24 protein-coding genes and 1 other RNA gene are annotated in these 24,637 nt (G+C 61.5%); 17 read left to right on the top strand and 8 right to left on the bottom strand.

What is annotated here, in order from left to right:
* Positions 1 to 9: 9 nt before the first annotated feature.
* The 3 genes from M5B99_RS06780 to M5B99_RS06770 form a co-directional block, all read right to left on the bottom strand.
* The gene (locus M5B99_RS06780; protein ID WP_248803300.1) at positions 10 to 906 is read right to left on the bottom strand and encodes a nitrilase family protein; all 897 of its coding nucleotides are present in this window, start codon (positions 904 to 906) and stop codon (positions 10 to 12) included.
* A 112-nt stretch (positions 907 to 1,018) separates the two neighbouring features.
* Positions 1,019 to 2,998 carry a flavin monoamine oxidase family protein gene (locus M5B99_RS06775; protein WP_248803299.1) on the bottom strand — a complete coding sequence of 660 codons (1,980 nt, stop codon included), beginning with the start codon at positions 2,996 to 2,998 and terminating at the stop codon, positions 1,019 to 1,021.
* 137 nt (positions 2,999 to 3,135) lie between these two features.
* The gene (locus M5B99_RS06770) at positions 3,136 to 4,032 is read right to left on the bottom strand and encodes a GlxA family transcriptional regulator (protein ID WP_248803350.1); all 897 of its coding nucleotides are present in this window, start codon (positions 4,030 to 4,032) and stop codon (positions 3,136 to 3,138) included.
* A 262-nt stretch (positions 4,033 to 4,294) separates the two neighbouring features.
* Between M5B99_RS06770 and M5B99_RS06765 the strand changes: the two genes are divergently transcribed.
* The gene (locus M5B99_RS06765; RefSeq protein WP_248803298.1) at positions 4,295 to 5,431 is read left to right on the top strand and encodes an acyl-CoA dehydrogenase family protein; all 1,137 of its coding nucleotides are present in this window, start codon (positions 4,295 to 4,297) and stop codon (positions 5,429 to 5,431) included.
* 188 nt (positions 5,432 to 5,619) lie between these two features.
* On the opposite strand, the gene M5B99_RS06760 is transcribed toward M5B99_RS06765, so the two are convergent.
* Complete coding sequence (locus tag M5B99_RS06760) at positions 5,620 to 6,660, bottom strand: NADP(H)-dependent aldo-keto reductase (protein WP_248803297.1); 1,041 nt, start codon at positions 6,658 to 6,660, stop codon at positions 5,620 to 5,622.
* A 245-nt stretch (positions 6,661 to 6,905) separates the two neighbouring features.
* Between M5B99_RS06760 and rplM the strand changes: the two genes are divergently transcribed.
* The 7 genes from rplM (at position 6,906) to M5B99_RS06725 (ending at position 11,836) form a co-directional block, all read left to right on the top strand.
* Positions 6,906 to 7,334, top strand: a complete 429-nt coding sequence (gene rplM, locus M5B99_RS06755) for a 50S ribosomal protein L13 (protein ID WP_191486125.1) — start codon at positions 6,906 to 6,908, stop codon at positions 7,332 to 7,334.
* A gap of 14 nt (positions 7,335 to 7,348) precedes the next feature.
* Positions 7,349 to 7,741 (top strand): 30S ribosomal protein S9, encoded by a 393-nt coding sequence (rpsI, locus tag M5B99_RS06750; RefSeq protein ID WP_103494515.1) that lies wholly within the window; start codon positions 7,349 to 7,351, stop codon positions 7,739 to 7,741.
* 277 nt (positions 7,742 to 8,018) lie between these two features.
* Complete coding sequence (gene petA, locus M5B99_RS06745; protein WP_248803296.1) at positions 8,019 to 8,615, top strand: ubiquinol-cytochrome c reductase iron-sulfur subunit; 597 nt, start codon at positions 8,019 to 8,021, stop codon at positions 8,613 to 8,615.
* The gene (locus M5B99_RS06740; protein WP_248803295.1) at positions 8,615 to 9,826 is read left to right on the top strand and encodes a cytochrome b; all 1,212 of its coding nucleotides are present in this window, start codon (positions 8,615 to 8,617) and stop codon (positions 9,824 to 9,826) included. Before petA ends, M5B99_RS06740 begins: the two co-directional genes overlap by 1 nt.
* The gene (locus M5B99_RS06735; protein ID WP_248803294.1) at positions 9,826 to 10,608 is read left to right on the top strand and encodes a cytochrome c1; all 783 of its coding nucleotides are present in this window, start codon (positions 9,826 to 9,828) and stop codon (positions 10,606 to 10,608) included. The genes M5B99_RS06740 and M5B99_RS06735 overlap by 1 nt, the downstream gene beginning before the upstream one ends.
* Positions 10,609 to 10,793: 185 nt before the next feature.
* A complete protein-coding gene (locus M5B99_RS06730) occupies positions 10,794 to 11,411 on the top strand; it encodes a glutathione S-transferase N-terminal domain-containing protein (RefSeq protein ID WP_248803293.1) in 618 nt (205 codons plus the stop codon).
* Between the two features lie 11 nt (positions 11,412 to 11,422).
* The gene (locus tag M5B99_RS06725) at positions 11,423 to 11,836 is read left to right on the top strand and encodes a ClpXP protease specificity-enhancing factor (protein ID WP_121134656.1); all 414 of its coding nucleotides are present in this window, start codon (positions 11,423 to 11,425) and stop codon (positions 11,834 to 11,836) included.
* A 75-nt stretch (positions 11,837 to 11,911) separates the two neighbouring features.
* Here M5B99_RS06725 and M5B99_RS06720 read toward each other — a convergent pair whose 3' ends face one another.
* From M5B99_RS06720 to M5B99_RS06705, 4 genes are all read right to left on the bottom strand, one after another.
* Entirely contained in the window at positions 11,912 to 12,490 is a 579-nt protein-coding gene (locus M5B99_RS06720) for a BON domain-containing protein (protein WP_248803292.1), read from the bottom strand.
* Positions 12,487 to 13,080, bottom strand: coding sequence for a phosphoheptose isomerase (locus M5B99_RS06715; RefSeq protein ID WP_100941292.1), 594 nt, complete (start codon positions 13,078 to 13,080; stop codon positions 12,487 to 12,489). Before M5B99_RS06715 ends, M5B99_RS06720 begins: the two co-directional genes overlap by 4 nt.
* A gap of 137 nt (positions 13,081 to 13,217) precedes the next feature.
* Positions 13,218 to 13,589 (bottom strand): YraN family protein, encoded by a 372-nt coding sequence (locus tag M5B99_RS06710; protein WP_248803291.1) that lies wholly within the window; start codon positions 13,587 to 13,589, stop codon positions 13,218 to 13,220.
* The gene (locus M5B99_RS06705) at positions 13,589 to 15,400 is read right to left on the bottom strand and encodes a penicillin-binding protein activator (RefSeq protein WP_248803290.1); all 1,812 of its coding nucleotides are present in this window, start codon (positions 15,398 to 15,400) and stop codon (positions 13,589 to 13,591) included. Before M5B99_RS06705 ends, M5B99_RS06710 begins: the two co-directional genes overlap by 1 nt.
* 236 nt (positions 15,401 to 15,636) lie before the next feature.
* Between M5B99_RS06705 and rsmI the strand changes: the two genes are divergently transcribed.
* From rsmI to mraY, 9 genes are all read left to right on the top strand, one after another.
* On the top strand, positions 15,637 to 16,491 hold the full coding sequence (rsmI, locus tag M5B99_RS06700) for a 16S rRNA (cytidine(1402)-2'-O)-methyltransferase (protein ID WP_248803349.1): 855 nt from the start codon (positions 15,637 to 15,639) through the stop codon (positions 16,489 to 16,491).
* A gap of 132 nt (positions 16,492 to 16,623) precedes the next feature.
* An RNA gene (rnpB, locus tag M5B99_RS06695) (RNase P RNA component class A) lies at positions 16,624 to 16,977 on the top strand.
* A gap of 310 nt (positions 16,978 to 17,287) precedes the next feature.
* The gene (gene mraZ, locus M5B99_RS06690; RefSeq protein WP_248803289.1) at positions 17,288 to 17,743 is read left to right on the top strand and encodes a division/cell wall cluster transcriptional repressor MraZ; all 456 of its coding nucleotides are present in this window, start codon (positions 17,288 to 17,290) and stop codon (positions 17,741 to 17,743) included.
* On the top strand, positions 17,740 to 18,687 hold the full coding sequence (gene rsmH / locus M5B99_RS06685) for a 16S rRNA (cytosine(1402)-N(4))-methyltransferase RsmH (protein ID WP_412548697.1): 948 nt from the start codon (positions 17,740 to 17,742) through the stop codon (positions 18,685 to 18,687). The genes mraZ and rsmH overlap by 4 nt, the downstream gene beginning before the upstream one ends.
* Entirely contained in the window at positions 18,684 to 18,977 is a 294-nt protein-coding gene (gene ftsL, locus M5B99_RS06680) for a cell division protein FtsL (RefSeq protein WP_040070760.1), read from the top strand. The genes rsmH and ftsL overlap by 4 nt, the downstream gene beginning before the upstream one ends.
* On the top strand, positions 18,977 to 20,713 hold the full coding sequence (locus M5B99_RS06675; protein ID WP_248803347.1) for a peptidoglycan D,D-transpeptidase FtsI family protein: 1,737 nt from the start codon (positions 18,977 to 18,979) through the stop codon (positions 20,711 to 20,713). The genes ftsL and M5B99_RS06675 overlap by 1 nt, the downstream gene beginning before the upstream one ends.
* Complete coding sequence (locus M5B99_RS06670) at positions 20,713 to 22,176, top strand: UDP-N-acetylmuramoyl-L-alanyl-D-glutamate--2,6-diaminopimelate ligase (protein WP_248803288.1); 1,464 nt, start codon at positions 20,713 to 20,715, stop codon at positions 22,174 to 22,176. Before M5B99_RS06675 ends, M5B99_RS06670 begins: the two co-directional genes overlap by 1 nt.
* Positions 22,169 to 23,551 carry a UDP-N-acetylmuramoyl-tripeptide--D-alanyl-D-alanine ligase gene (locus M5B99_RS06665; RefSeq protein ID WP_248803287.1) on the top strand — a complete coding sequence of 461 codons (1,383 nt, stop codon included), beginning with the start codon at positions 22,169 to 22,171 and terminating at the stop codon, positions 23,549 to 23,551. Before M5B99_RS06670 ends, M5B99_RS06665 begins: the two co-directional genes overlap by 8 nt.
* The gene (mraY, locus tag M5B99_RS06660) at positions 23,551 to 24,633 is read left to right on the top strand and encodes a phospho-N-acetylmuramoyl-pentapeptide-transferase (protein ID WP_248803286.1); all 1,083 of its coding nucleotides are present in this window, start codon (positions 23,551 to 23,553) and stop codon (positions 24,631 to 24,633) included. Before M5B99_RS06665 ends, mraY begins: the two co-directional genes overlap by 1 nt.
* Positions 24,634 to 24,637: the final 4 nt, after the last annotated feature.

Here is a 24,637-nt window from a genome sequence, read left to right as displayed (position 1 = left end):
CGACCCCCTTCAGCGCGGCAGACCGGGGTGTCGGGTATAGCCGAGCATGTCGTCGTAGAGGTCGGTCCGGCGGTCCCTGGGCAGGTCATTGAGGTTGTTCCAGATCGGCGCGCTGCGGGCGCTGACCAGATCGATATCGGCAAACAGCACGGCCTCGTCGATGGGCGAGGCCACCTCGCAGAGCGGCCAGCCGTTGGTCCCGGCGATCAGCGAGCAGCCCAGGAAGCGTTCGCCGCGATCGCTGCCGACGCGATTGGCGGCGGCGATAAACACGTTATTGACGTGGGCGGCGGTGATGGTCAGGTACGAGGCCATGCATTTGCCGGTTTCGTCGAACAGTGGCGGTGGAGTCCAGACCCAGTTGTTCAGGCTGCAGATGATGTCCGCTCCTTGCTGGCTCAACAGGCGCGGTACTTCGGGAAACCAGATATCCCAGCAGATCAGCAGGCCGATCCGCCCGATGTGCGTGTCGAAGACCGGAAAACCCAGGTTCCCCGGGGTGAACCAGAGTTTCTCCTCGTTCCATAAATGCGCCTTGCGGTACTTGCCGATAAACCCGTCAGGCCCGACCAGCACGGCGGTGTCGAACAACTGCACCCCGTCACATTCGGCGACGCCGGCTGCCAGGTAAATCCGATGTTCTTGTGCGAAATTTACCCAGGCTTGCACGCTAGGACCTTCCGGTACTGCTTCGGCGTGGACGAAGGCTTCCTGGCGGCTCTGGAAGCTGTAACCGGTGTTGGCCAGTTCCGGCAGCACGATCAGGTCGGCACCGCCGCGCACCGCCTGATCCGCCAGCGCAAGGCTGCGGTCCAGGTTGTAGGGGGTGTGGGCAACGCCGGCCTGGGGATCGAATTGCACGACGGCAACGCGGACGGGACTGATAGCGGGGCGAGATTCATTCATTTGAGCTGCTCTCATTCTTGTTATTCAATCCGAATGGATTGATATGCCTATGAGAAGCCATTCAATGAGTTGTGTATGTCGGTGTCCCTCCGGTAAGTCAGTCGGGTATTTCCTAGAACAACCTGGGAATACCGAGTGCTGTCGGTGAGTTTTTGGCGGGCGGTCGTCCACTGTATTCGGGGTAGTGCTTCAAGCTGAACCCACCATTGAAGGTTGCGCCGGTGCGCTGGCACAGATGGATCGTGGCATCGAGTGCGCCCCGCAGGCAGGGCTCGGTCCAGCCGGCATCGACCGAAAAGGATTCGCCGCACAGGTAGAGCCCGGAACGGGCGGAATAGTGGCGGTTGTAGTTCATCAGGTCGATGGCTTCGTAATAGGTACCGGGGCGATAGAGCTTGGCGGCCCCCAGGGCATTGCGGTCGCTCATCCAGCGATGCACCGCGGCCTTTTGCGTGTCGATATAGGGCGAGATCCGTCGATTGATATTGCTCGCCTGCAGCAGTATCCGATCCAGCTCGCCGACGCATTTTTCGACCAGTTCCTGGTCGGAAAACAACGCGAGTTTGGTGGCATCGTCCTCCCAGGTGTAACTCAGCAGGATGCAGTCATAGGGGTAGCTGTCGTTGTAGCTGTAGGTGTACATGTCATGGATCAGGCTGTCGGTGACCAGCGCCTGGGGGATGCCGTGGGGCTCGCTGAAAAAGCTTTTTTTCAGCGGTGCAAACACCTTGCAACTGGTTTCCCAGTGGGCGGTCTTGTAGGCGCTGCGGATGTGGAACGGCAGCATCCGTTCGTCGAAACCCTTGAGCTCGACGGTGGTTTCGATCAGCCAGGACGGCAGGGTGAGAATCACCGAGTCGAACACTTCGCTGCGCAGCTCGCGGCGCTGCGGATCGCTCCATTGCCAGGCGTAGTCGACGCGAATCTGCTGATTGGGCAGTTTGCTCAGGCCGTTGACCTGGGCCTGGGTGGCGAACCCGGCGCCGCGCTGTCGGCAATGCTCGTAGAAGGACAGGCCACGCTCTTCGACCGGCATGAACAACAGGCATTCGTCCAGGGCGGCCACACCCAGGTAGCGCGGGGCGTCGAAGGCCAGGCCGTTGCAGTCGAACAGCGTGCCGGCCTGCAGATGTGGCGATGGCAGTGGGTTGCCGCGCTCATCGACGCGCCCGTGCATCAATTGCAGGCGATGGCTGAAACCAAAGATCGCGGTGCGGATCGGGTACAGGCAGCAGGCGTCATAGAAGGCGCCCCAACTGCCATCGCCGATGCCGATGGCATAGAAGATCGCTGACTCTTCGGCGCTCATGCCGACGCCGCCGAAATTGCCCGGGTCGTCTGCTTGCCAGTGACTGATGGCGGGCAGCGTGACGAGGTTGCGAAACGACAGGCTCTCATAGCGCTGGACAATCGCCGACCAGAGGCTTTCCCAGCCCTCGCTGGCGTAGTGGGTTTCGACCTGGCGGGTCATGCGCTCGGCAAAGAGCCGCCATTTTTCGTGGACCTGCTGCAACAGTTTTCCCGGTGGCGGGGTCTGCCCGTCGCGGTTGTCCCAGATCAGCATCCGCGGGATTTCCTGCCCCTCCAGCAGGCCCTCGCGGAGGAAAATCCCGGTGCTCCTGACCTGGGCGCTGCCCGGGTTGGCGAAATCCGAAAGGCGCAGGTTGAACTGCTCGGTGTAGTGCGCCAGCACGGAGCGCCCCAGCAGGGGCGCCTCGTCCTCGCGGTTGAAGTATGGCAGGCGCATCGCGCCCATTTCGAAGGGGGTGGAGCCGGTGGTGGCGGGCTGGCTTTTGTCGATCACGGTCAGGTGCCGGCCGCCGATCCGCCGGGACTGTTCGAGCAGGGTGATATCGGTGAAGCCGCAGCGCAGCAGCTCGCGGGCCGCGCTGAGGCCGGTGACGCCAGCACCGATAATGCAGATCCGGTGGGCGCTGTCGGTGGCGCGGGCGACGCCGCCGGGTTGCTCGACCAGGCGGCGATAGTCGAAGCACAGGTCCGGCGGGTTGGGGAAACGGGCGCGCCAGGCGTGGCGCGGCTCCACCGTCGGTGCAGGGCAAGAGGGCTGCTGTTGAGCCAATCCAATAGGCATGTACGACGCTCCTTGTCAGTGGCAATCGGTAGTGATCGCCGGAGCGAGTCTACGAAGGCGAGGGCAGGGCGCTGTGGTAATTAGTTATGCAAGGTCGCGCGCCTGTTTCAGCTAGTGTCGAAACAGGCACGCGGGCTTCATGCCGCTTGCTGGAACTGCTGGCGATACTGGTTGGGAGACAGCGCGGTGTGCTGGCGGAACAGGCGGGCAAAGAAGCTGGCGTCGTCGTAGCCGACTTCGTAGCTGATGGTCTTGATGCTCTTGCGGGTGCCCGACAGCAGGCCCTTGGCGGTCTCGATACGCAAGCGTTGCAGGTAGTGCAACGGCTTGTCGCCGGTCGCGGTCTGGAAGCGGCGCATGAAATTGCGAATGCTCATGCCGTGTTCCCGGGCGACATCCTCGAAGCGGAACTTGTCGGCGAAATGCTCTTCGAGCCATTGCTGGATCTGCAGGATGATCACGTCCTGGTGCAGCTTCTGGCCGCCGAAACCGATACGCCCCGGGGCGTAGCTGCGCTGGACCTCATAGAGGATATCGCGGGCCACGGCCTGGGCGACGTTGGCCCCGCAGAAGCGTTCGATCAGGTAGATATAGAGGTCGCAGGCCGAGGTGGTGCCGCCGGCGCAGTAGAGGTTGTCGGCGTCGGTCAGGTGCTTGTCCTGGTTCAGCTGGACATTGGGGTAGCGTTCGCTGAAGGTGTTGAAGAAGCGCCAGTAGGTGGTCGCCTCCTTGCCATCGAGCAGGCCGGCTTCGGCCAGCCAGAACACCCCGGTGGCCTCGCCGCAGAGCACGGCGCCGCGGGCATGCTGTTCGCGTAGCCAGGGCATGACTTGCGGGTAGCGCCGACAGAGGGTTTCGAAGTCGTCCCAGAAGGCCGGCAGGATGATCACATCGGTATTTTCCAGGCCGCCGTCCACCGGCAGGATCACATCGCTGAAGCTGCACACCGGTTTGCCGTCTGGGCTGACCAGGCGGGTCTCGAACGCCTTGGTGAGGCCTTGGCCGAGTTGTTTGCCGTAGCGCAGGCTGGCCAGGTGGAAGAAGTCCTTGGCTTGCATGAGGGTGGAAGCGAATACCCGGTCGATAGCCAGGATGCTGACGCGCCGCAAGGGCGTGGAGAGTGGATTAGCCATAATTCCATTGTTCTTATTAGCGGAAAGTTCTTATAGGGGAAAGTGGTCAACAGACGGCTGGATCGTCTTATTTTTTGGCGCATGTGTCCAGTGTTACCCGGCAAAACACTGGCATAGGCTCTACAGGCCAATCCCGGCGTCAGTGTCCTTGCAGGTAGCCCCGATGATTCCCAGAACCCTGTTCAGTTCCGAGCACGAGCTGTTTCGCAGTAGCGTGCGCAAGTTTCTCGAGCAGGAGGCGGCGCCCTTCCATGCGCAGTGGGAGAAACGCGGTTATATCGATCGCGAGCTGTGGAACAAGGCGGGCGCGCAGGGGATGCTCTGCTCCCATCTGCCGGAGGCCTACGGTGGCATGGCGGCGGATTTTCTCTATAGCGCCGTGGTGATCGAGGAGATCAGCCGGCAGGGCTTGAGCGGCATCGGTTTCTCCTTGCATTCGGACATTGCCGCGCCTTACATCCTGCATTACGGCAGCGAGGCGCTGAAGCTCAAGTACCTGCCCAAGCTGGTGTCCGGCGAGATGGTCACGGCCATTGCGATGACCGAGCCGGGTGCCGGCTCCGATCTGCAAGGGGTGAAGACCACGGCGGTGCTGGACGGTGACGAGTATGTGCTCAACGGCTCGAAGACTTTTATTACTAATGGCTTTCTCGCGGACCTGGTGATCGTCGTCGCCAAGACCGATCCGCAGGCCGGGGCCAAGGGCACCAGCCTGTTCCTGGTCGAGGCGGATACGCCGGGGTTCGCCAAGGGCAAGCGCCTGGAAAAGGTCGGCATGAAGGCCCAGGACACCTCCGAGCTGTTTTTCCAGGATGTGCGGGTGCCCAGGGAGAACCTGTTGGGGCAGGCCGGGATGGGCTTCGCCTATCTGATGCAGGAGTTGCCCCAGGAGCGCCTGACGGTGGCGATAGGCGGCCTGGCCTCGGCCGAGGCGGCGTTGCAGTGGACGCTGGAATACACCCGTGAGCGCAAGGCCTTCGGCAAAGCCATTGCCGACTTCCAGAACACTCGCTTCAAGCTGGCTGAAATGGCCACCGAGATCCAGATCGGCCGGGTGTTTGTTGATCGCTGCCTGGAGTTGCACCTGCAAGGGCAACTGGATGTGCCGACGGCGGCGATGGCCAAATATTGGGGGACCGACCTGCAATGCAAAGTGCTCGACGAGTGCGTGCAGTTGCACGGCGGCTATGGGTTCATGTGGGAGTACCCGGTGGCCCGGGCCTGGGCGGATGCGCGGGTGCAGCGCATCTATGCCGGGACCAATGAAATCATGAAGGAGATCATTGCCCGGTCGCTTTGACGTCTTGGATGGGGTTGCGACGTGTGGTGATAGCCTTAAGGGCCTCTTCGCGGGCAAGCTCCGCTCCCACAATGTCCGGGGCGTGCTCAAGATCTGTGCACGACGGAAAACCGGTGGGAGCGGAGCTTGTCGGGACGCCGCACCGCCGCGAAGGCGCAGGAACAGGCGCCGCCTGATCCGCAGGCCAGTTACGGCGCCGGGTTCGGGTGATCCTTGTGGATCGCCTCGATGCCCGCCAGCACTTCGTCCGATAGTTTCAGGTCGGCGCTGGCAATGTTGCTGTCCAACTGCTCCAGCGTTGTCGCACCGATGATGTTGCTGGTGACGAACGGTTGCCGGGTGACGAACGCCAGGGCCATCTGCGCCGGGTCCAGGCCGTGTTCACGGGCCAGGGCGACATAGCGGCTGCACGCCGCTTCCGATTGCGGATTGAAGTACCGGCTGAAGCGGCTGTACAGGCTCAGGCGCGCCTTGTCCGGCCGCGCGCCGCCTTCATACTTGCCCGAGAGGAAGCCGAACGCCATCGGCGAATAGGCCAGCAGGCCGCATTGCTCGCGCAGGGCGACTTCCGCCAGGCCCACTTCGAAGCTGCGGTTGAGCAGGTTGTAGGGGTTCTGGATCGACACCGCCCGCGGCCAGCCGCGGCGCTCGGCCTCGAGCAGGAATTTCATGGTGCCCCACGGGGTTTCGTTGGACAGGCCGATATGACGGATCTTGCCGGCCTTGACCTGCTCGTCCAGGGCTTCGAGGATCTCCTCGATCGGCGTGAAACTTTCATCGGCCTTGTGCTTGTAGCCGAGTTGGCCGAAGTAGTTGGTGTTGCGCTCCGGCCAGTGCAGTTGGTAGAGGTCGATCCAGTCGGTCTGCAGGCGCTTGAGGCTGGCATCCAGGGCGTCGACGATATGCTGGCGGTTATGCTTGAGCTGGCCGTCGCGGATATAGTGGATGCCATTGCCGGGACCGGCGATCTTGCTGGCCAGGATCCAGTCGGCGCGATCGCCGCGCTGCTTGAACCAGTTGCCGATCATGCGCTCGGTGCTGGCATAGGTTTCGGCCTTGGGCGGCACCGGGTACATCTCGGCGGTGTCGATGAAATTGATCCCGGCGCCTTTCGCCCGTTCGATCTGGGCAAAGGCCTGATCCTGGGTGTTCTGCTCGCCCCAGGTCATGGTCCCCAGGCAGATTGCGCTCACATTCAGATCGGTCTGACCTAGCTGACGGTATTCCATTGGCGGCTCCTGTGGGAAAGCACCCATAAAAGCAGGTTGAAATTTTTTTCGCAATCTGCATAATTACGCACCTCTTTATGCAGTGGAAGTGATGCGCCGCCGCCAAAGAATCTTGCCGTTGAACGGACGCGCCGACCCGAGCCCCCGAAAGCGTCTGTATCCGGCTGCCTTTGACCTTGTCAAAGTACGCACTATTCAGTAAGATCCGCCGTCTTATTTACAGGCGGCCCCTGAGGCTATAAAGAATGAAAACTTTTACTGCTAAACCGGAAACAGTTAAGCGCGACTGGTTTATCGTCGACGCTGCTGGTCAGACCCTGGGTCGTCTGGCCACCGAAATCGCGAGCCGCCTGCGTGGCAAGCACAAAGTCGAATACACTCCGCACGTTGACACCGGTGACTACATCGTTGTTATCAATGCTGAGCAAGTACGCGTTACCGGTGCTAAAACCACCGACAAAATGTACTACTCCCACTCCGGTTTCCCGGGCGGCATCAAGTCGATCAACTTTGAAAAGCTGATCGCCAAGGCCCCTGAGCGCGTGATCGAGACCGCGGTCAAAGGCATGCTGCCTAAGAACCCGCTGGGTCGCGACATGTACCGTAAGCTGAAAGTCTATGCGGGCGCTGTCCACCCTCATACTGCTCAGCAGCCCCAAGAACTGAAGATTTAACGGAATAGTTCATTATGTCGGCGACTCAAAATTACGGCACTGGCCGTCGCAAGACTGCAACCGCACGCGTTTTCCTGCGTCCGGGTACTGGCAACATCTCCATCAACAACCGCACCCTGGACACGTTCTTCGGTCGCGAAACTGCCCGCATGGTAGTTCGCCAGCCGCTGGAACTGACTGAGACTACCGAGAAATTCGATATCTACGTCACTGTCATCGGTGGTGGTGTGAGTGGTCAAGCTGGCGCAATCCGCCACGGCATCACTCGTGCTCTGATGGACTACGACGAGACTCTGCGCGGTGCTCTGCGCAAAGCCGGCTTCGTAACCCGCGATGCTCGTGAAGTTGAACGTAAGAAAGTCGGTCTGCGTAAAGCGCGTAAGCGTCCGCAGTACTCGAAGCGTTAATTCGGTCCTCGTACCGTTTTACGTTTCAGTTCTACGTTTTAAAAAAAGCCCGGTTTCCTTGTGGAATCGGGCTTTTTTGTGGGCGAAATATTTTCATGTGACAACTTGCCACATCCGTAGACCCCCTATACTACAAGGCTTGGGGCAGGGTAGGGCTGGTAATTACCTTGTCATACGTGGGGCTTTTCATTACCATTCGGCAAAATTTATAAGTACAAAGTTTTACTTAGTAGACGCCTGATTTAACAGGCCACAAAAGCTGATGGGAGAGGACTGAATGAGTAGCAATGACGGCGTGAATGCAGGCCGGCGTCGCTTCCTCGTAGCAGCCACATCCGTGGTAGGAGCTGCAGGAGCGGTGGGGGCTGCGGTCCCGTTCGTGGGGTCATGGTTTCCCAGTGCCAAGGCGAAAGCCGCGGGGGCACCGGTGAAGGTGAATATCAGCAAGATCGAACCCGGACAGCAGATGATTGCTGAGTGGCGAGGTCAGCCGGTCTTTATCGTTCACCGTACCCCGGAGATTCTGGGAAATCTGGCCAAGATCGAGGATCGATTGGCCGACCCCAACTCCAAGGAATCTACACAGCCCCCCTATGTCGACCCCAAGAACCGTTCGATCAAGCCGGAGCTGCTGCTACTGATCGGTATCTGCACGCACCTGGGCTGCTCGCCGACCTTCCGTCCGGAAGTTGCGCCCGCTGATCTGGGCGCCGACTGGGTCGGTGGTTATTTCTGCCCTTGCCACGGTTCTCACTACGATCTGGCTGGCCGTGTCTACAAGTCGCAACCCGCGCCTTTGAACCTGCCGGTTCCGCCGCATTCCTATGAGTCCGACACGATTATTGTGATTGGCGTCGATACGGAGAAAGCGTGATGAGCAAGTTCATGGATTGGGTTGATGCGCGCTTTCCCGCCACCAAGATGTGGGAAGACCATCTCAGCAAGTATTACGCTCCGAAGAATTTCAACTTTTTCTACTTTTTTGGCTCCCTGGCGCTGCTGGTGCTGGTCAATCAGATCGTCACCGGCGTTTGGCTGACCATGAGCTACACCCCGTCGGCGGAAGAGGCGTTTGCTTCCGTCGAATACATCATGCGTGACGTCGAGTACGGCTCGATCCTGCGCCTGCTGCACTCCACCGGCGCTTCGGCGTTCTTTATCGTCGTGTATCTGCACATGTTCCGCGGCCTGCTCTACGGTTCGTACCAGAAGCCCCGTGAGCTGGTGTGGCTGTTCGGCATGCTGATCTACCTGGCGCTGATGGCCGAGGCCTTCATGGGCTACCTGCTGCCATGGGGGCAGATGTCCTACTGGGGCGCCCAGGTGATCATCTCGCTGTTCGGTGCGATCCCGGTCATCGGCAACGACCTGACCCAGTGGATTCGCGGTGACTACCTGATTTCCGGGATCACCCTGAATCGCTTCTTCGCCCTCCACGTAGTGGCCCTGCCGATCGTCATCCTTGGCCTGGTGGTGCTGCACGTACTGGCGCTGCACGAGGTCGGTTCGAACAACCCGGACGGCGTCGATATCAAGAAGCACAAGGACGAGAACGGCGTACCGCTGGATGGCATCGCCTTCCATCCGTACTACACCGTGAAGGATATCGTCGGTGTGGTGGTGTTCCTGTTCATCTTCTGCTCCATCGTGTTCTTCTTCCCGGAAATGGGGGGGTATTTCCTCGAAAAACCCAACTTCGAAATGGCCAACGCCTTCAAGACGCCGCCGCACATTGCGCCTGTCTGGTACTTCACGCCGTTCTACGCGATCCTGCGGGCCGTTCCGGACAAACTCATGGGGGTCATGGCCATGGGCGCGTCGATCGCCGTGCTGTTCGTGCTGCCGTGGCTGGATCGCAGTCCGGTCAAGTCGATGCGCTACAAGGGTTGGCTGAGCAAGATCTGGTTGTGGGTGTTCTGCATCGCCTTCGTCACCCTCGGCTGGCTCGGCGTGATGGCGCCGACGCCGGAGCGCACGCTGCTGTCGCGGATCTGTACGGTCCTGTATTTCGCCTACTTCATTCTGATGCCGTTCTATACCCGGCTCGAGAAGACCAAACCGGTTCCGGAAAGGGTGACTGGCTGATGAAAAAATTATTCGCAGTATTGATGCTAGTGGCTTTGCCGATCCTGTCCTTCGCCGCTGAGTCTGAGGGGCCGGAGCTCGAAGCTGTCAATATCGACGTTTCCGACAAGGCCGCCATGCAGGATGGCGCACGGACCTTTGCCAACTATTGCATGGGTTGCCACAGTGCCAAGTTCCAGCGCTATGAGCGTGTTGCCGACGACCTGGGGATTCCCCATGACGTGATGCTCAAGAGCCTGGTATTCACCGGCGCCAAGATCGGCGACCACATGACCATCGGCATGCAGCCGGCCGACGCCAAGGCCTGGTTCGGCGCGGCGCCGCCCGACCTGACCCTGGTGGCCCGGGTGCGTGGTACCGACTGGCTCTACGGCTATCTGCGGTCCTTCTACGAAGATCCGGCACGTCCCTGGGGCGTGAACAACAAGGTCTTCCCGAACGTCGGCATGCCCAACGTGCTGGTGGGGCTGCAGGGACGTCAGGTCGTCGGCTGCAAGCAGGTTCAAATCGTCGAAGACGGCAAGAAGCAGTATGATCCGCTGACCGGCACGCCTTTGACCCATGAAGCGTGCGACCAGTTGACCATCGTGCCGAAAACCGGTGCCTTGAACGAAGAGCAATTCGACGAGAAGGTCAAGAATCTGGTGACCTTCCTGGCCTACTCGGCCAACCCGGTGAAGCTGGAACATCAGCGCATCGGTACCTACGTTTTGCTGTACCTGGCCTTCTTCTTCGTGTTCGCTTATCTGCTCAAGCGCGAATACTGGAAGGATGTGCATTGATAACGTTGTAACATAGCTGTCAATCGTGCGCGCCCAAGGGTGCCTCTGAAGATGTAGCCAGCAGGGACGGGCGGGGTGAACCGGCAACGGTCTCACCCCTGTTCTGTTTCGTGGCTGCGGGAGGCTTGTCTTGGGCGCGCTCGTTTTTCCGTTTTCAATAATTTCAACAAGCGAGGAGGACCGCCATGGGCGTGACCAACCGGTTGGCCTGTTACTCCGACCCCGCCGACCACTATTCCCATCGGGTGCGCATCGTGCTCGCGGAGAAGGGTGTCAGCGCCGAGATCATTACTGTTGAGCCGGGGCGTCAACCGCCGAAGCTGATCGAGGTGAATCCTTACGGCAGCCTGCCCACCCTGGTCGATCGTGACCTGGCGTTGTGGGAGTCGACCGTGGTGATGGAATACCTGGATGAGCGTTACCCGCATCCGCCGCTGCTGCCGGTTTATCCCGTGGCGCGGGCCAACAGCCGTTTGCTGATCCATCGCATTCAGCGTGACTGGTGTGCGTTGGTGGATTTGATTCTGGATTCGCGCAGCAAGGAGTCGGCGCGGGTGCAGGCGCGTAAGGAGTTGCGTGAGAGCCTGACAGGGGCGTCGCCGCTGTTTGCCGACAAGCCATTTTTCCTGAGTAATGAGCAAAGTCTGGTGGACTGCTGTCTATTACCGATACTCTGGCGTCTGCCGATTATGGGTATTGAATTGCCGCGGCCCGCAAAGCCGTTGCTCGATTATATGGAGCGCCAGTTTGCGCGTGAGGCTTTCCAGGCAAGCTTGTCTGGTGTCGAACGCGATATGCGCTAAGGAGCCGTTTTATGAACTCCAGTCGCCCTTATTTGGTTCGTGCTCTGTACGAATGGATAGTGGATAACGATTGTACGCCGCACATACTGGTCAATTCCGAGTATCCCTCGGTCCAGGTGCCGCAAGGTTTTGCCAGCGACGGGCAAATTGTCTTGAACGTTTCGCCCAGTGCGGTGCGTCACTTGCACATGGACAACGAGGCTGTCAGCTTCGAAGGGCGTTTCGGTGGTGTACCGCATACGCTTTACGTGCCGATCAGCGCCATTCTCGGGATCTACGCCCGGGAGAATGGCCAGGGCATGGTGTTCGAGCTGGAAGCGCCCCTGGAGGGCGATGATGGGGTCGAGCCGGATGACGACGGTCCGCCGCCGGGTTCCGAGCCGCCGCGTCCCAGCGGTCGGCCAAGCTTGAAGGTCGTGAAGTAATAAAAAAGGCGCCACGAATGAGGCGCCTTTTTTACGTCTGTATTTCAGCGGGGCCGCAATTCCGTAGGAGCCGGATCAGTCGATGTACTCGAACAGTTTGACGATCTTCTGCACGCCGCTGACGCTCTGCACCAGGTTGCTGGCGCGAGTGCCTTCTGCCTGGGTGACCAGGCCCAGCAGGTAAACGATGCCGTTCTCGGTCACGACCTTGATGCGCGAGCCGGGAATGGCGTTGTCGGTCAGCATCTGGGTCTTGATCTTGGTGGTCAGCCAGCTATCGCTGCTGCGGGCCGCCAGCGAGGACGGTTCGAGGACCTGCAGTTCGTTGTTGACCTTTTTCACCCGTTGGACCGCGGCGGCGGCCTGCTCGGCCTTGGCCTTGAGGTCTTCGCGCGGGGTCTGGCCGGCGAGCAGGACGATTCCGTTATAGCTGGTGACGACAATGTGCGAGCCGTTTTCCAGGCCAGGGTCGGCTTTGGCGACGTTGACCGCGACCTTGGTATCGATCAGCGAATCATCGATCTTGCTGCCCAGGGTGCGGGTTCCGCGATCGTCGTTGATCGGTTCGTCGCGGGTGGCGGTCAGTACCGAGCTGCAGCCGCTGAGGCCCAGGCACAGGGTCAAGGCCAGCAGGCTAAGGCGATTGATGGTCATTCTTCACTCCCGAACAATTGGCTGTCGATCAGATCGCAGAGGCAATGGATCGCCAGCAGGTGGACTTCCTGAATACGTGCGGTGACGTTGGCCGGGACGCGAATCTCGACATCCTCGGGCAGCAGCAGGGAAGCCATGCCGCCACCGTCGCGTCCGGTCAAGGCTACGACAATCATTTCGCGGTCATGTGCGGCCTGGATGGCCTGAATAATGTTGGCGGAGTTGCCGCTGGTGGAAATCGCCAGCAGCACGTCGCCCGGTTGGCCCAGTGCGCGGATCTGCTTGGAGAAGATTTCGTTGTAGCTGTAGTCGTTGGCGATCGAGGTCAGGGTCGAGCTGTCGGTGGTCAGGGCGATAGCCGGCAGGCTCGGCCGCTCGCGCTCGAAACGGTTGAGCAGTTCCGAGGAAAAGTGCTGGGCATCGCCGGCAGAGCCGCCGTTGCCGCAGGAGAGCATTTTGCCTTCGTTGAGCAGGGCATTGACCATGACCTGGCTGGCTTGCTCGATGTGAGGTGCAAGAACGTCCATCGCCTGTTGCTTGGTGTCGATACTGGCCTGGAAAAGCTGGCGAATTCGGGATTGCATGTCCATCTATGTGACCTTAAGTAGGGCGGCTGGTCGAGCGCAGACCGGGTCTTCCCGGTGGCTGCCCGGCACAAGAATGTGCAGCCCGCAAAGCAAAGAGCAAAATCGGTGGGTGAAAAGAGTAACCGGGCCGACAGCCTGGATCAGCTGTCGAAGGCATTCCGTAGCCAGTTCAGCTGGGGTGTCGCCTCGACCGGGCCGTCTATGGCCACCACGTCGAAGCGGCAAGGGCAATGGGCCCAGCGTGACTCGCGTTGCAGGAAATACTGCGCGGCGAATATTACCTTCTTGCGCTTGCGGGCATCGATGCTGCCCAGTGCGCCACCCCATTGGGTGTTTTTCCTGTAACGAACTTCGACGAATACTACTGTATCGCCGTCGAGCATGACCAGATCAAGCTCGCCCCGTTTACATGTCCAGTTCTGCGCCAGCAGGCGCAGGCCCTGTTGTTCAAGATGCCGCCGCGCCAGGAGCTCGGCTTCCTTGCCGTGTTCCAGGTGGGCGGCGGGTGCCATCAGTGCTGCGTATCCGGCAGGCGCTGGATCTGACCGCTGACGAACTGGGCCCAAGGCAGCTGGCGTTCGACCCGTTGCCCCGGATCCATGCTCAGGCTGCCGGAGAGACCATCGATGCGGCTGTCGGGCAGGGCCTTGAGCTGACCCAGGCGTGGTGCCAGGCGATAGGCGTCGACACCCATGGCATACAGGCGACCGAGGGCGCCATTGGCTTGTGGCCATTGCGCGGTGACCTGCTTGCGCAGCGGGTCGTTGGCGTCCAGCAGCCAAGGGGTTTCGCAGAAGCGAACGCCGTTCATGTCGTTGTACTGGTTCTGGTCGCCGGTGGCACTGAATACGTGGGAGGTGGCATACACCGGTACATCACCGGCGTACTGGAAGTTCAGGGTCGGTTTGATCTGCTGCGCCTGCTGTGGTGTCGCGGCGAGGAAGATGAACTCGATATCCTGGCGCCGCGACGGCTGGGCGGCGACCTGGCCGCCTATGGTGCGCTGCAGGCTCTTGGCGCGGCCTTCGCTCTGGCGCAGTTGGAACAGCTCGGCAATCTGCTGGGCCAGGGCCACCGGTTGGTCGACGCGTTCGATACCGACCACGGTACCGCCGTTGGCTTCCCAGTCCTGGCGGAAGGCTTTGAGCACGCGGTCACCCCATTCGCCTTTCGGCACCATGGCGGCGGCGCGGTGCAGGCCGTCGGCGCGGGCGCGACGGGCCACTTCGCGGGCTTCGTCTTCGGCGGCGAGGCCGAACTGGAACAGTTGCGCCGGGTTCTGCGCGCTTTCGCTGTAGTTCAGCGCCAGGGTGGTGATCGGCAATTGCGCACGGGCGCTGAGCTGCTTGACCAGCGGCTTCTCCAGCGGGCCGATCACCAGTTGCACGCCAGAGGCCTGGGCCTTGCGATAGAAATCGTCCAGGGAGCTGAGACGCGAGCTGTCGTAGAACTCGATGACCGGCGGCTTCTGGCCGGCCTGCTGGGCCTGGAAGTGTGCGGCCATGAAGCCTTCACGCAAAGCCTTGCCGACCGAAGCGAGCGGGCCTTCCTGGGGCAGCAGCAGGGCGATCCTGCTCAGCGGCTGGCTGGCCAGCTCCTTGAGTTTCACCAGTGGCAGCGGCAATTGCAGCGCAGCCGGATGCTTGGGGTTCTGCGCGCGCCAGGTGTCGATGGCCGCCTGCTGTTGTTCCAGGGTGCCGGACGATTTCACCGCCAGGGCCAGGCTCAGCCAGCCGCTGAGGTCATCGTTGCCGGTGGGCTGCAGTTGGTCGGTCGGCAGGGCCGCGATCAGTGCCCAGATGGCTTCATGGTTGTTTTTCGCGGCATCGCCGCTGAGCAGCGGGGCGATGAAGATGCGCGCGCGCGCGGCGGCCAGGGTCTGGCCGTCGGCTTCAAGGGCGCGGGCACGCACGGTCTGGGTGCGAACCTGCTGCTCCACCGGCAGCTCACTGAGGCGTTCCAGGCTCGGATGGCTCAATGCAGTCAGCGCCGCCTTGGGCTGGTTGCGGGTCATCGCCAGTTCGGCCGCCAGGGTACTGGCGTACACCTGTTGCGCCGGCTTGAGGGTGTCCAGCGGTACCTGCGCAAGAATCTGCGAGGCGCGACCGTTGTCTTTCTGGCGGTAGGCCAGGTCGGCAGCGGTCAGGCGCAGCAAGGCGGCTTGTTCCGGCGTCTTGCTGGAAGCCGCCTGTTCGAGCAGTTGCTCGATGCTGGCATTCGGGGTCCGTGGGAGTTCGCCAAGGCTGGAAGAGGGCGAGCTGGCGCAAGCCGCCAGCAAGGCAGCGAGGCAGAGGGCAGAGAACAGCCGCAGGCAAGCGATCATGTAGTGTTCCTGATACTCGATCATATGAGCGTGGAATTGTACCCAAGCACTGGCCGGGGCGCGATGTTACTGGCGTGAAACGGTTAAATTAGGTCGTACAAAGCGTGTCACGGCGCTCGAATCGCTCGCCTTTGGGCCTCGTTCTCGCCGTTGTGAAGCATATCGGCAGGGCGGCTACGCGCTACAATGGCGTTTTCGTTCTTCTCGAGGTGTGCGCTTTGACTGCTCCAGGTGCTTTGAATTCCGCCGTCGGCTCGCTTTATGTGGTGGCGACGCCCATTGGCAACCTGGATGACATCAGTGCGCGGGCCATGAAAGTGCTGCGCGACGTGTCGCTGATTGCCGCGGAAGACACCCGTCACTCACTCAGATTATTGCAGCACTTCGGGATTGCGACACCGCTTGCGGCCTGTCACGAGCACAACGAACGTGACGAAGGCAGCCGTTTCATCGCCAAGTTGCTGGCGGGCGAGGACGTGGCCCTGATCTCCGATGCGGGCACGCCGTTGATCTCCGATCCCGGTTATCACCTGGTACGCCAGGCGCGGGCGGCAGGCATCAGTGTAGTGCCGGTTCCCGGCGCCTGCGCGTTGATCGCCGCGCTCTCGGCGGCGGGTCTGGCGTCCGATCGCTTTATCTTCGAAGGTTTCCTGCCGGCCAAGGCGGTGGGGCGTCGGGCTCGCCTGGAACTGCTCAAGGAGGAACCGCGCACGCTGATTTTCTACGAAGCGCCGCATCGGATCCTTGAATGCCTGCAGGACATGGAGACGGTCTTCGGCGCCGAGCGCCCGGCGCTGCTGGCCCGTGAGCTGACCAAGACCTTCGAAACCCTCAAGGGCTTGCCATTGAGCGAGCTGCGCGGCTTTGTCGAGGCGGATGCCAATCAGCAGCGCGGTGAGTGCGTGGTGCTGGTCGCCGGCTGGACGGCGCCGGAAAACGACGATGCGGTCGGCGCCGAGGCGCTGCGGGTCCTCGATCTGTTGCTCCAGGAAATGCCGCTCAAGCGTGCCGCGGCCCTGGCGGCGGAAATTACCGGGGTGCGCAAGAACCTGCTGTACCAGGTGGCGCTGGATCGGCAGAAAAATGCCTGACTGATTCGGCTGTAGGTTGGCTCCTGTTTGGCTATGAGATCCGGCCTGCCGGTGTTTGCCGGGACACAACCCGCTGGCGAAACGCCTTTAACGCTTGTCCTTCAGGGCGTGTGCCGGTAACCTTCGCGGCGGAGAGTCGATTGGACAGTCGCTGCCCCCTATGAAAATTAGGGGGGGGAGGAAAGTCCGGGCTCCATAGGGCGGAGTGCCAGGTAACGCCTGGGAGGCGTGAGCCTACGGAAAGTGCCACAGAAAATAACCGCCTAAGCGCTTCGGCGCCGGTAAGGGTGAAAAGGTGCGGTAAGAGCGCACCGCACGGCTGGCAACAGTTCGTGGCTAGGTAAACCCCACTCGGAGCAAGACCAAATAGGGTTCCAAGGCGTGGCCCGCGCTGGAACCGGGTAGGTTGCTAAAGATGTCCAGTGATGGCCATCGTAGAGGAATGACTGTCCTCGACAGAACCCGGCTTACAGATCGACTCTCCACCTCTTTCCTTCCCTGCACGCAATCGCTGGCAGAAGCGCATTTGTAATACCGAAAAAATCTTACTCTTCACAAATCACTTTAACTTCCGCGCTCAAATTTCTCAGGGCGTTGAAGTTCGTCTCCAGAAACACTCTCCCGATTGTCGAATTACCTCCTTTTATGCTCCTAAATCTCCGATCTGTAAGGCTTTTCCTTAAGACCGCGCCTTGACGGTGTGGTGGGCGCATTCCTATAGTGTGCGCAAGTGGAGGAAAGTGGCATGAAGTGGGTTTTTTTGACGTAAAACGCTAATATTTGGAGAAGCGCAGCTGTGTTTCGCGGAGCCAACGCTATCAGTCTCGATGCAAAGGGCCGTCTCGCTATGCCGAGCCGGTACCGTGACGAGCTCGTTTCGCGTAGTTCCGGCCAACTGATCGTGACCATTGATGCCGTGGACCCCTGCTTGTGTGTGTACCCGCTCGACGAGTGGGAACTGATTGAAACCAAGCTGCGGGCGTTGCCGTCGTTGCGCGAAGAGAACCGCCGGCTGCAGCGTTTGCTGATTGGTAATGCCGTCGACCTCGAGCTCGACGGCAGCGGCCGTTTCCTGGTGCCGCCGCGCCTGCGCGAGTACGCGAAGCTGGACAAGTACGCGATGCTGGTGGGCCAACTGAACAAGTTTCAACTGTGGGACGAGGACGCCTGGAACGCTGTATCTGCAGCGGACCTGGCGGCCATTCAACAACCGGGCGCGATGCCTGATGAACTGCGTGATCTGATCCTGTGACTATTGATAGCGGCTTTAACCACATCACCGTACTGCTTGACGAAGCCGTCGAGGCTCTCGCCGTACGCCCTGATGGCTGCTATCTGGATGGCACCTTCGGTCGTGGCGGGCATAGCCGGCTGATCCTCAGCAAGCTCGGGCCGGGTGGCCGGCTCCTCGGGTTCGACAAGGATCCTCAGGCGATTGCCACCGGGCAAGCGCTAGCGGCCGAAGACGGCCGCTTTGTCGTTGTGCAGCGCAGCTTTGCCGAGCTCGGTTCGGAAATCGTCGAACGCGACATGGCCGGCAAGGTCAACGGCATCCTGCTCGACCTCGGCGTGTCCTCGCCGCAGCTCGACGATCCGGAGCGTGGTTTCAGTTTCATGAACGACGGTCCGCTGGACATGCGCATGGACCCGTCCCGTGGCATCAGTGCCGCCGAGTTCATCGCCACCGCGCCGGCTGAAGAAATTGCCCGGGTATTCAAGGAATACGGCGAAGAGCGTTTCTCCGGGCGCATGGCCCGGGCCGTGGTCGAGCGGCGTGTCATCAAACCCTTCGAGCGCACCGCCGACCTGGCCGAAGTGCTGAAGGTCGCCAATCCGGCCTGGGAAAAGGGCAAGAACCCGGCAACCCGGGCTTTCCAGGGCCTGCGCATCCACGTCAACAATGAGCTGGGGGATCTGGAAGCCGGTCTCGAAGCGGCGCTCGAGGCCCTGGAAGTCGGCGGCCGCCTGGTGGTCATCAGCTTTCACTCGCTGGAGGATCGCATCGTCAAACTGTTCATGCGCCGTCTGGTCAAGGGCGAAAGCGACAACCTGCCGCGTAACCTGCCGGTCCGCCACCAGGTTTTCGAGCCTCGGATCAAAGTGCTTGGCAAGGCCCGGTTCGCCTCCGAAGCCGAGCTCAAGGCCAACCCGCGTGCGCGCAGCGCCGTCATGCGCGTCGCGGAGAAGTTGCGGTGAGCAAGCTCTACGCCAAGCCACTTCCCGGCGGAAGCTTTTTCATGTTCCTGCTGTTTATCGCCGTGCTGGTCTCCGCCATCGGCGTGGCCTACAGCGCGCACTGGAATCGCCAGTTGCTCAACTCGCTGTATAACGAGTTGAGCGTGCGCGACAAGGCCCAGGCCGAATGGGGGCGCCTGATCCTCGAGCAGAGCACCTGGACCGCCCACAGCCGGATCGAAACCCTGGCCACCGAACAACTGAAGATGCGTATCCCCAGCCCATCCGAAGTCAGGATGGTGGCGCCATGATGAAGCTCGAAGGTGCGCTCTATCCCTGGCGCTTCCGCGTGGTCCTCGGCGCGCTGGCGATCATGGTCGGCTATATCTGCTGGAAGATTGTCGACCTGCAGGTGATCGACCGGGCGTTCCTGATCGGCCAGGGCGACGCGCGCAGCATGCGGCATATCCCGATTCCGGCGCACCGTGGTCTGATCACCGACCGCAATGGCGAGCCCCTGGCCGTCAGTACCCCGGTGACCACGCTGTGGGCCAACGCCAAGGAAATGCAACTGGCCAAGGACCGCTGGCCGGCGCTGGCCATTGCGCTGGGGCAGGACCCTAAGCTGCTGACCGAACGCCTGGAACAACAGGCCAACAAGGAATTCATTTACCTGGTCCGTGGCTTGACCCCGGAGCAGGGCCAGTCCGTGCTCGACCTCAAGGTCCCCGGCGTCTACGGTATCGAGGAATTCCGGCGGTTTTATCCGGCCGGTGAAGTGGCGGCCCATATGGTCGGCTTTACCGACATCGACGACCACGGCCGTGAAGGGGTGGAGCTGGCCTACGACGAGTGGCTGGCCGGGGTGCCCGGCAAGCGACAGGTGATCAAGGACCGGCGCGGCCGGCTGATCAAGGATGTCCAGGTCACCAAAAACGCCAAGGCCGGCAAGCCCTTGGCGTTGTCCATTGACCTGCGCCTGCAATACCTGGCCAACCGCGAGCTGCGCAACGCCCTGGTGGAAAACGGCGCCAAGGCCGGCAGCCTGGTGATCATGGACGTGAAGACCGGCGAGATCCTCGCCATGGTCAACCAGCCGACCTACAACCCCAACAACCGGCGCAACCTGCAACCGGCGATGATGCGCAACCGCGCGATGATCGACGTGTTCGAACCGGGTTCGACCATGAAACCGATCTCCATGAGCGCGGCCCTGGAAACCGGCCGCTGGAAGCCCAGCGACACGGTGGAGGTCTACCCGGGCACCCTGCAGCTGGGCAAGTACACCATTCGTGACGTGTCCAAGACCGAAGGTCCGGTACTCGACCTGACCGGCATCCTGATCAACTCCAGTAACGTCGGCATGAGCAAGGTCGCCTTCGATATCGGTGGCGAGGCGATTTACCGCGTGATGCAGAAAGTCGGCCTGGGCCAGGACACCGGCCTCGGCTTCCCCGGCGAGCGGGTCGGCAACCTGCCGAACTACCGCGAGTGGCGCAAGGCCGAGACCGCGACCCTGTCCTACGGCTACGGCCTGTCGGTGACCGCGATCCAGCTGGTGCATGCCTTCTCGGCCCTGGCCAACAACGGCAAGATCGTGCCGCTGACCTTGATCAAGACCGACAAGGCTCCCGAGGGTACCCAGGTTATCCCGGAAAATGTCGCCAAGACCATGCAAGGTATGTTGCAACAAGTGATCGAGGCGCCGCGCGGTGTCTGGCGTGCGAAAGTGCCGGCCTATCATGTGGCCGGCAAGTCCGGTACGGCGCGCAAGACCGCGGTCGGTACCAAGGGTTATGAAGAAAACGCCTATCGCTCGCTGTTCGCCGGTTTCGGCCCGATGAGCGATCCGCGCTACGCCATCGTGGTGGTGATCGACGAGCCGAGCAAGGCCGGTTACTTCGGCGGCCTGGTCTCGGCACCGGTCTTCAGTAAAGTCATGTCCGGCACCCTGCGCCTGATGAACGTCATCCCCGACGACTTGCCGACAACGCCCCAACAGCAGGCCGTTGTCGTGCCTGCCCCGGTTAAAGGAGGGCGTGGTTAATGTCCCTGAGCCTGAACAAGATCTTTGCCCACGCCGGTCGCGATCTGCTGATTCGCGAGCTGGCGCTAGACAGCCGTAAAGTCCGTGCCGGCGACCTGTTCCTGGCGGTGCCGGGCGCCAAGGTTGACGGCCGTAACCATATTGCCGATGCCTTGCAGCGTGGCGCGGCGGCGGTGGCCTATGAAGTGGAAGGCGCCACCGTGCTGCCGATCACCGACGTGCCGCTGATCCCGGTCAAGGGCCTGGCCGCGCAACTCTCCGATATCGCCGGGCGTTTCTATGGCGACCCGAGCCGCCACCTGAACCTGGTGGGCGTGACCGGGACCAACGGCAAGACCAGTGTCAGCCAGTTGATTGCCCAGGCCCTCGACCTGTTGGGCCAGCATTGCGGCATTCTTGGCACCCTGGGTACAGGCTTCTACGGCGCGCTGCAGAGTGGTGTGCTCACCACGCCGGACCCGATCGCGGTCCAGGCGAGCCTGGCCGACTTGAAGAAAGCCGGGGCCAAGGCCGTCGCCATGGAAGTGTCTTCCCACGGCCTGGAACAGGGGCGGGTGACCGCGCTGGCATTCGACGTGGCGGTACTGACCAACCTGTCCCGCGATCACTTGGATTATCACGGCACCATGCAGGCCTATGGCGCGGCCAAGGCCAAGCTGTTCGGCTGGACTGACCTGAGCTGCCGCGTCATCAATATCGACGATGCGTTCGGTCGCCAGTTGGCGGCGGAAAAACACCCATCGCGCCTGGTGACCTACAGCCAGGAAGACCCGAGCGCTTACCTCTATTGCCGCGACGCGCAATTCAGCGATGAAGGTGTGCGCGCTACCTTGGTGACGCCGCAAGGCGAGCATCATCTGCGTGGCGCCCTGCTCGGACGCTTCAATCTGAGCAATCTGCTGGCGGCGGTCGGTGCCTTGCTGGGCCTGGATTACCCGCTGGACGAGATCCTGCGGGTGTTGCCACAACTCGAAGGTCCGGTCGGTCGCATGCAACGCCTGGGTGGTGGTGCCCGGCCATTGGTGGTGGTCGACTACGCCCACACCCCGGATGCCCTGGAAAAAGTCCTGCTGGCCCTGCGTCCGCACGCCAAGGGGCAATTGCTCTGCCTGTTCGGCTGTGGCGGCGACCGCGATCGCGGCAAGCGCCCGCTGATGGCCGAAGTGGTCGAGCGCCTGGCCGATGTGGTGTTGGTCACCGATGACAACCCGCGTTCGGAAACCCCTTCGCGGATTTTCGACGATATCCGCGCCGGCTTCGTGGCGGCGGACAAGGTTCGGTTTGTCGCCGGTCGCGGTCTTGCCATTGCCGAACTGATTGCTGGCGCCTCGGCCGATGACGTGATCGTCCTGGCCGGCAAGGGGCATGAGGACTATCAGGAAATCAACGGCGAGCGCCATGCTTTTTCCGATCTGGTCGAGGCCACCAAGGCCCTGGACGCCTGGGAGGTCGCGCATGCTTGAGGCAATGAAACTCAGCCAAGTGGCCGGTGCCCTCTCGGGGCGCCTGGTGGCGGCCGATGCCAGCTTCAATGGCGTGAGCATCGACAGTCGGGCGATTCAGCCGGGCCAGTTGTTTGTCGCGCTGACCGGGCCGCGTTTCGACGGTCATGATTATCTTGACGATGTCGCCGCCAAGGGCGCCGTCGCGGCGCTGGTCGAACGTGAAGTGGCCGGCAGCAAGCTGCCTCAGTTGCTGGTTGCCGACAGCCGTCTGGCCCTGGGGCAGTTGGGCGCGCTCAACCGCGCGGCTTTTACACAACCGGTGGCGGCTATTACTGGCTCCAGCGGCAAGACCACGGTCAAGGAACTGCTTGCGAGCATTCTGCGTACCCGTGGCCTGGTCCTGGCCACCCGCGGCAACTTGAACAATGAACTGGGCGTGCCGTTGACCCTGCTCGAACTGGCCCCGCAGCACAGTGCCGCGGTCATCGAACTGGGGGCCTCGCGCATCGGCGAAATTGCCTACACCGTCGCCATGACCAAGCCCCATGTGGCCGTGCTGAACAATGCCGGAACCGCCCACGTCGGCGAGTTCGGTGGCCCCGAGAAAATCGTCGAGGCCAAGGGTGAAATAATTGAAGGACTGCAGGTCGATGGTGTCGCCGTCCTCAATCTGGATGACAAGGCTTTCGCGCTTTGGAAAGCCCGTGCCGCCGGTCGGAAAGTCCTGAGTTTTGCCCTGGAAAATAGCGCCGCCGATTTTCATGCCGGCCTGATTTCCCGTGATCCACGCGGCTGCCCGGGTTTCGAACTGCACAGTCCGCTGGGCAGTGCCCGGGTGCAACTGAACCTGCTCGGCGTGCACAACGTCGCCAATGCCCTGGCCGCCGCGGCCGCCGCCCATGCCCTCGGCGTTTCCCTGCCCGGCATCGTCGCCGGGCTGGAAGCGGTACAACCGGTCAAGGGGCGCGCGGTAGCGCAATTGGCAATCAATGGCATTCGTGTCATTGACGACACCTACAACGCCAACCCTGCCTCAATCTGTGCCGCCGTTGATATACTCGCCGGCTTTTCCGGCCGCACCGTTCTGGTGCTCGGAGATATCGGCGAGTTGGGCGAGTGGGCGGAGCAAGGACATCGTGAAGTAGGCGCTTATGCCGCCGGCAAGGTTTCGGCGCTGTATGCGGTGGGACCGATGATGGTTCATGCCGTCCACGCCTTTGGCCCACACGCCCGTCATTTCGCCACCCAGGCCGATCTGATCGAGGCGCTCGGCGCCGAGCAAGACACTGACACCACCATTTTGATCAAGGGTTCGCGCAGTGCTGCGATGGAAAACATCGTGGCGGCTTTGTGTGGGCCCGCTTCTGACGAACACAAGGGAGAGAAGCATTAATGCTGCTGCTGCTAGCGGAGTACCTGCAACAGTTCTACAAAGGCTTCGCGGTCTTTCAGTACCTGACCCTGCGCGGGATTCTCGGGGTGCTGACCGCGCTGTCTTTGTCGCTGTGCCTGGGTCCCTGGATGATCCGTACGTTGCAGAATCGTCAGATCGGCCAATCCGTACGGAATGACGGTCCGCAATCGCACCTGTCCAAGTCCGGTACGCCGACCATGGGCGGCGCCTTGATTCTCTCGGCCATCGGCATCAGTACCTTGCTCTGGGCCGACCTGCACAACCGTTATGTCTGGGTGGTCCTGCTGGTCACCCTGCTGTTCGGCGCCATCGGCTGGGTCGACGACTACCGCAAGGTGATCGAGAAGAACTCCCGTGGCCTGCCGAGTCGCTGGAAATATTTCTGGCAATCGGTGTTCGGTCTCGGCGCGGCGATCTTCCTGTTCATGACCGCGCAAAGCCCGGTCGAGACCACCTTGCTGATACCGATGCTCAAGGATGTCAGCATTCCCCTGGGTGCCGGCTTCATGGTGCTGACCTACCTGGTCATCGTCGGTTCGAGCAACGCGGTCAACCTGACCGACGGTCTCGACGGCCTGGCGATCATGCCGACGGTGATGGTCGGCGGCGCGCTGGGGATCTTCTGCTACCTGTCGGGTAACGTGAAGTTCGCTGAATACCTGCTGATTCCCTATGTCCCGGGCGCGGGTGAACTGATCGTGTTCTGCGGCGCGCTGATCGGTGCCGGCCTGGGGTTCCTCTGGTTCAACACCTATCCGGCCCAGGTTTTCATGGGCGACGTCGGCGCACTGGCGCTGGGCGCGGCCCTGGGCACCATTGCGGTGATCGTCCGCCAGGAAATCGTTCTGTTCATCATGGGCGGGGTGTTCGTGATGGAAACCCTGTCGGTGGTGATCCAGGTCGCGTCCTTCAAATTGACTGGTCGCCGTGTGTTCCGCATGGCGCCGATTCACCACCACTTTGAACTCAAGGGTTGGCCCGAGCCACGGGTGATCGTCCGTTTCTGGATTATCACCGTGATCCTGGTGCTGGTCGGCCTTGCCACCCTGAAGCTGAGGTAGAACA

Source organism: Pseudomonas sp. MWU13-2100, from assembly GCF_023242365.1.
GTDB lineage: Bacteria > Pseudomonadota > Gammaproteobacteria > Pseudomonadales > Pseudomonadaceae > Aquipseudomonas.
The sequence above is the reverse complement of the archived record's forward strand: the minus strand, read 5'-3'. Positions and strand labels throughout refer to the sequence as shown.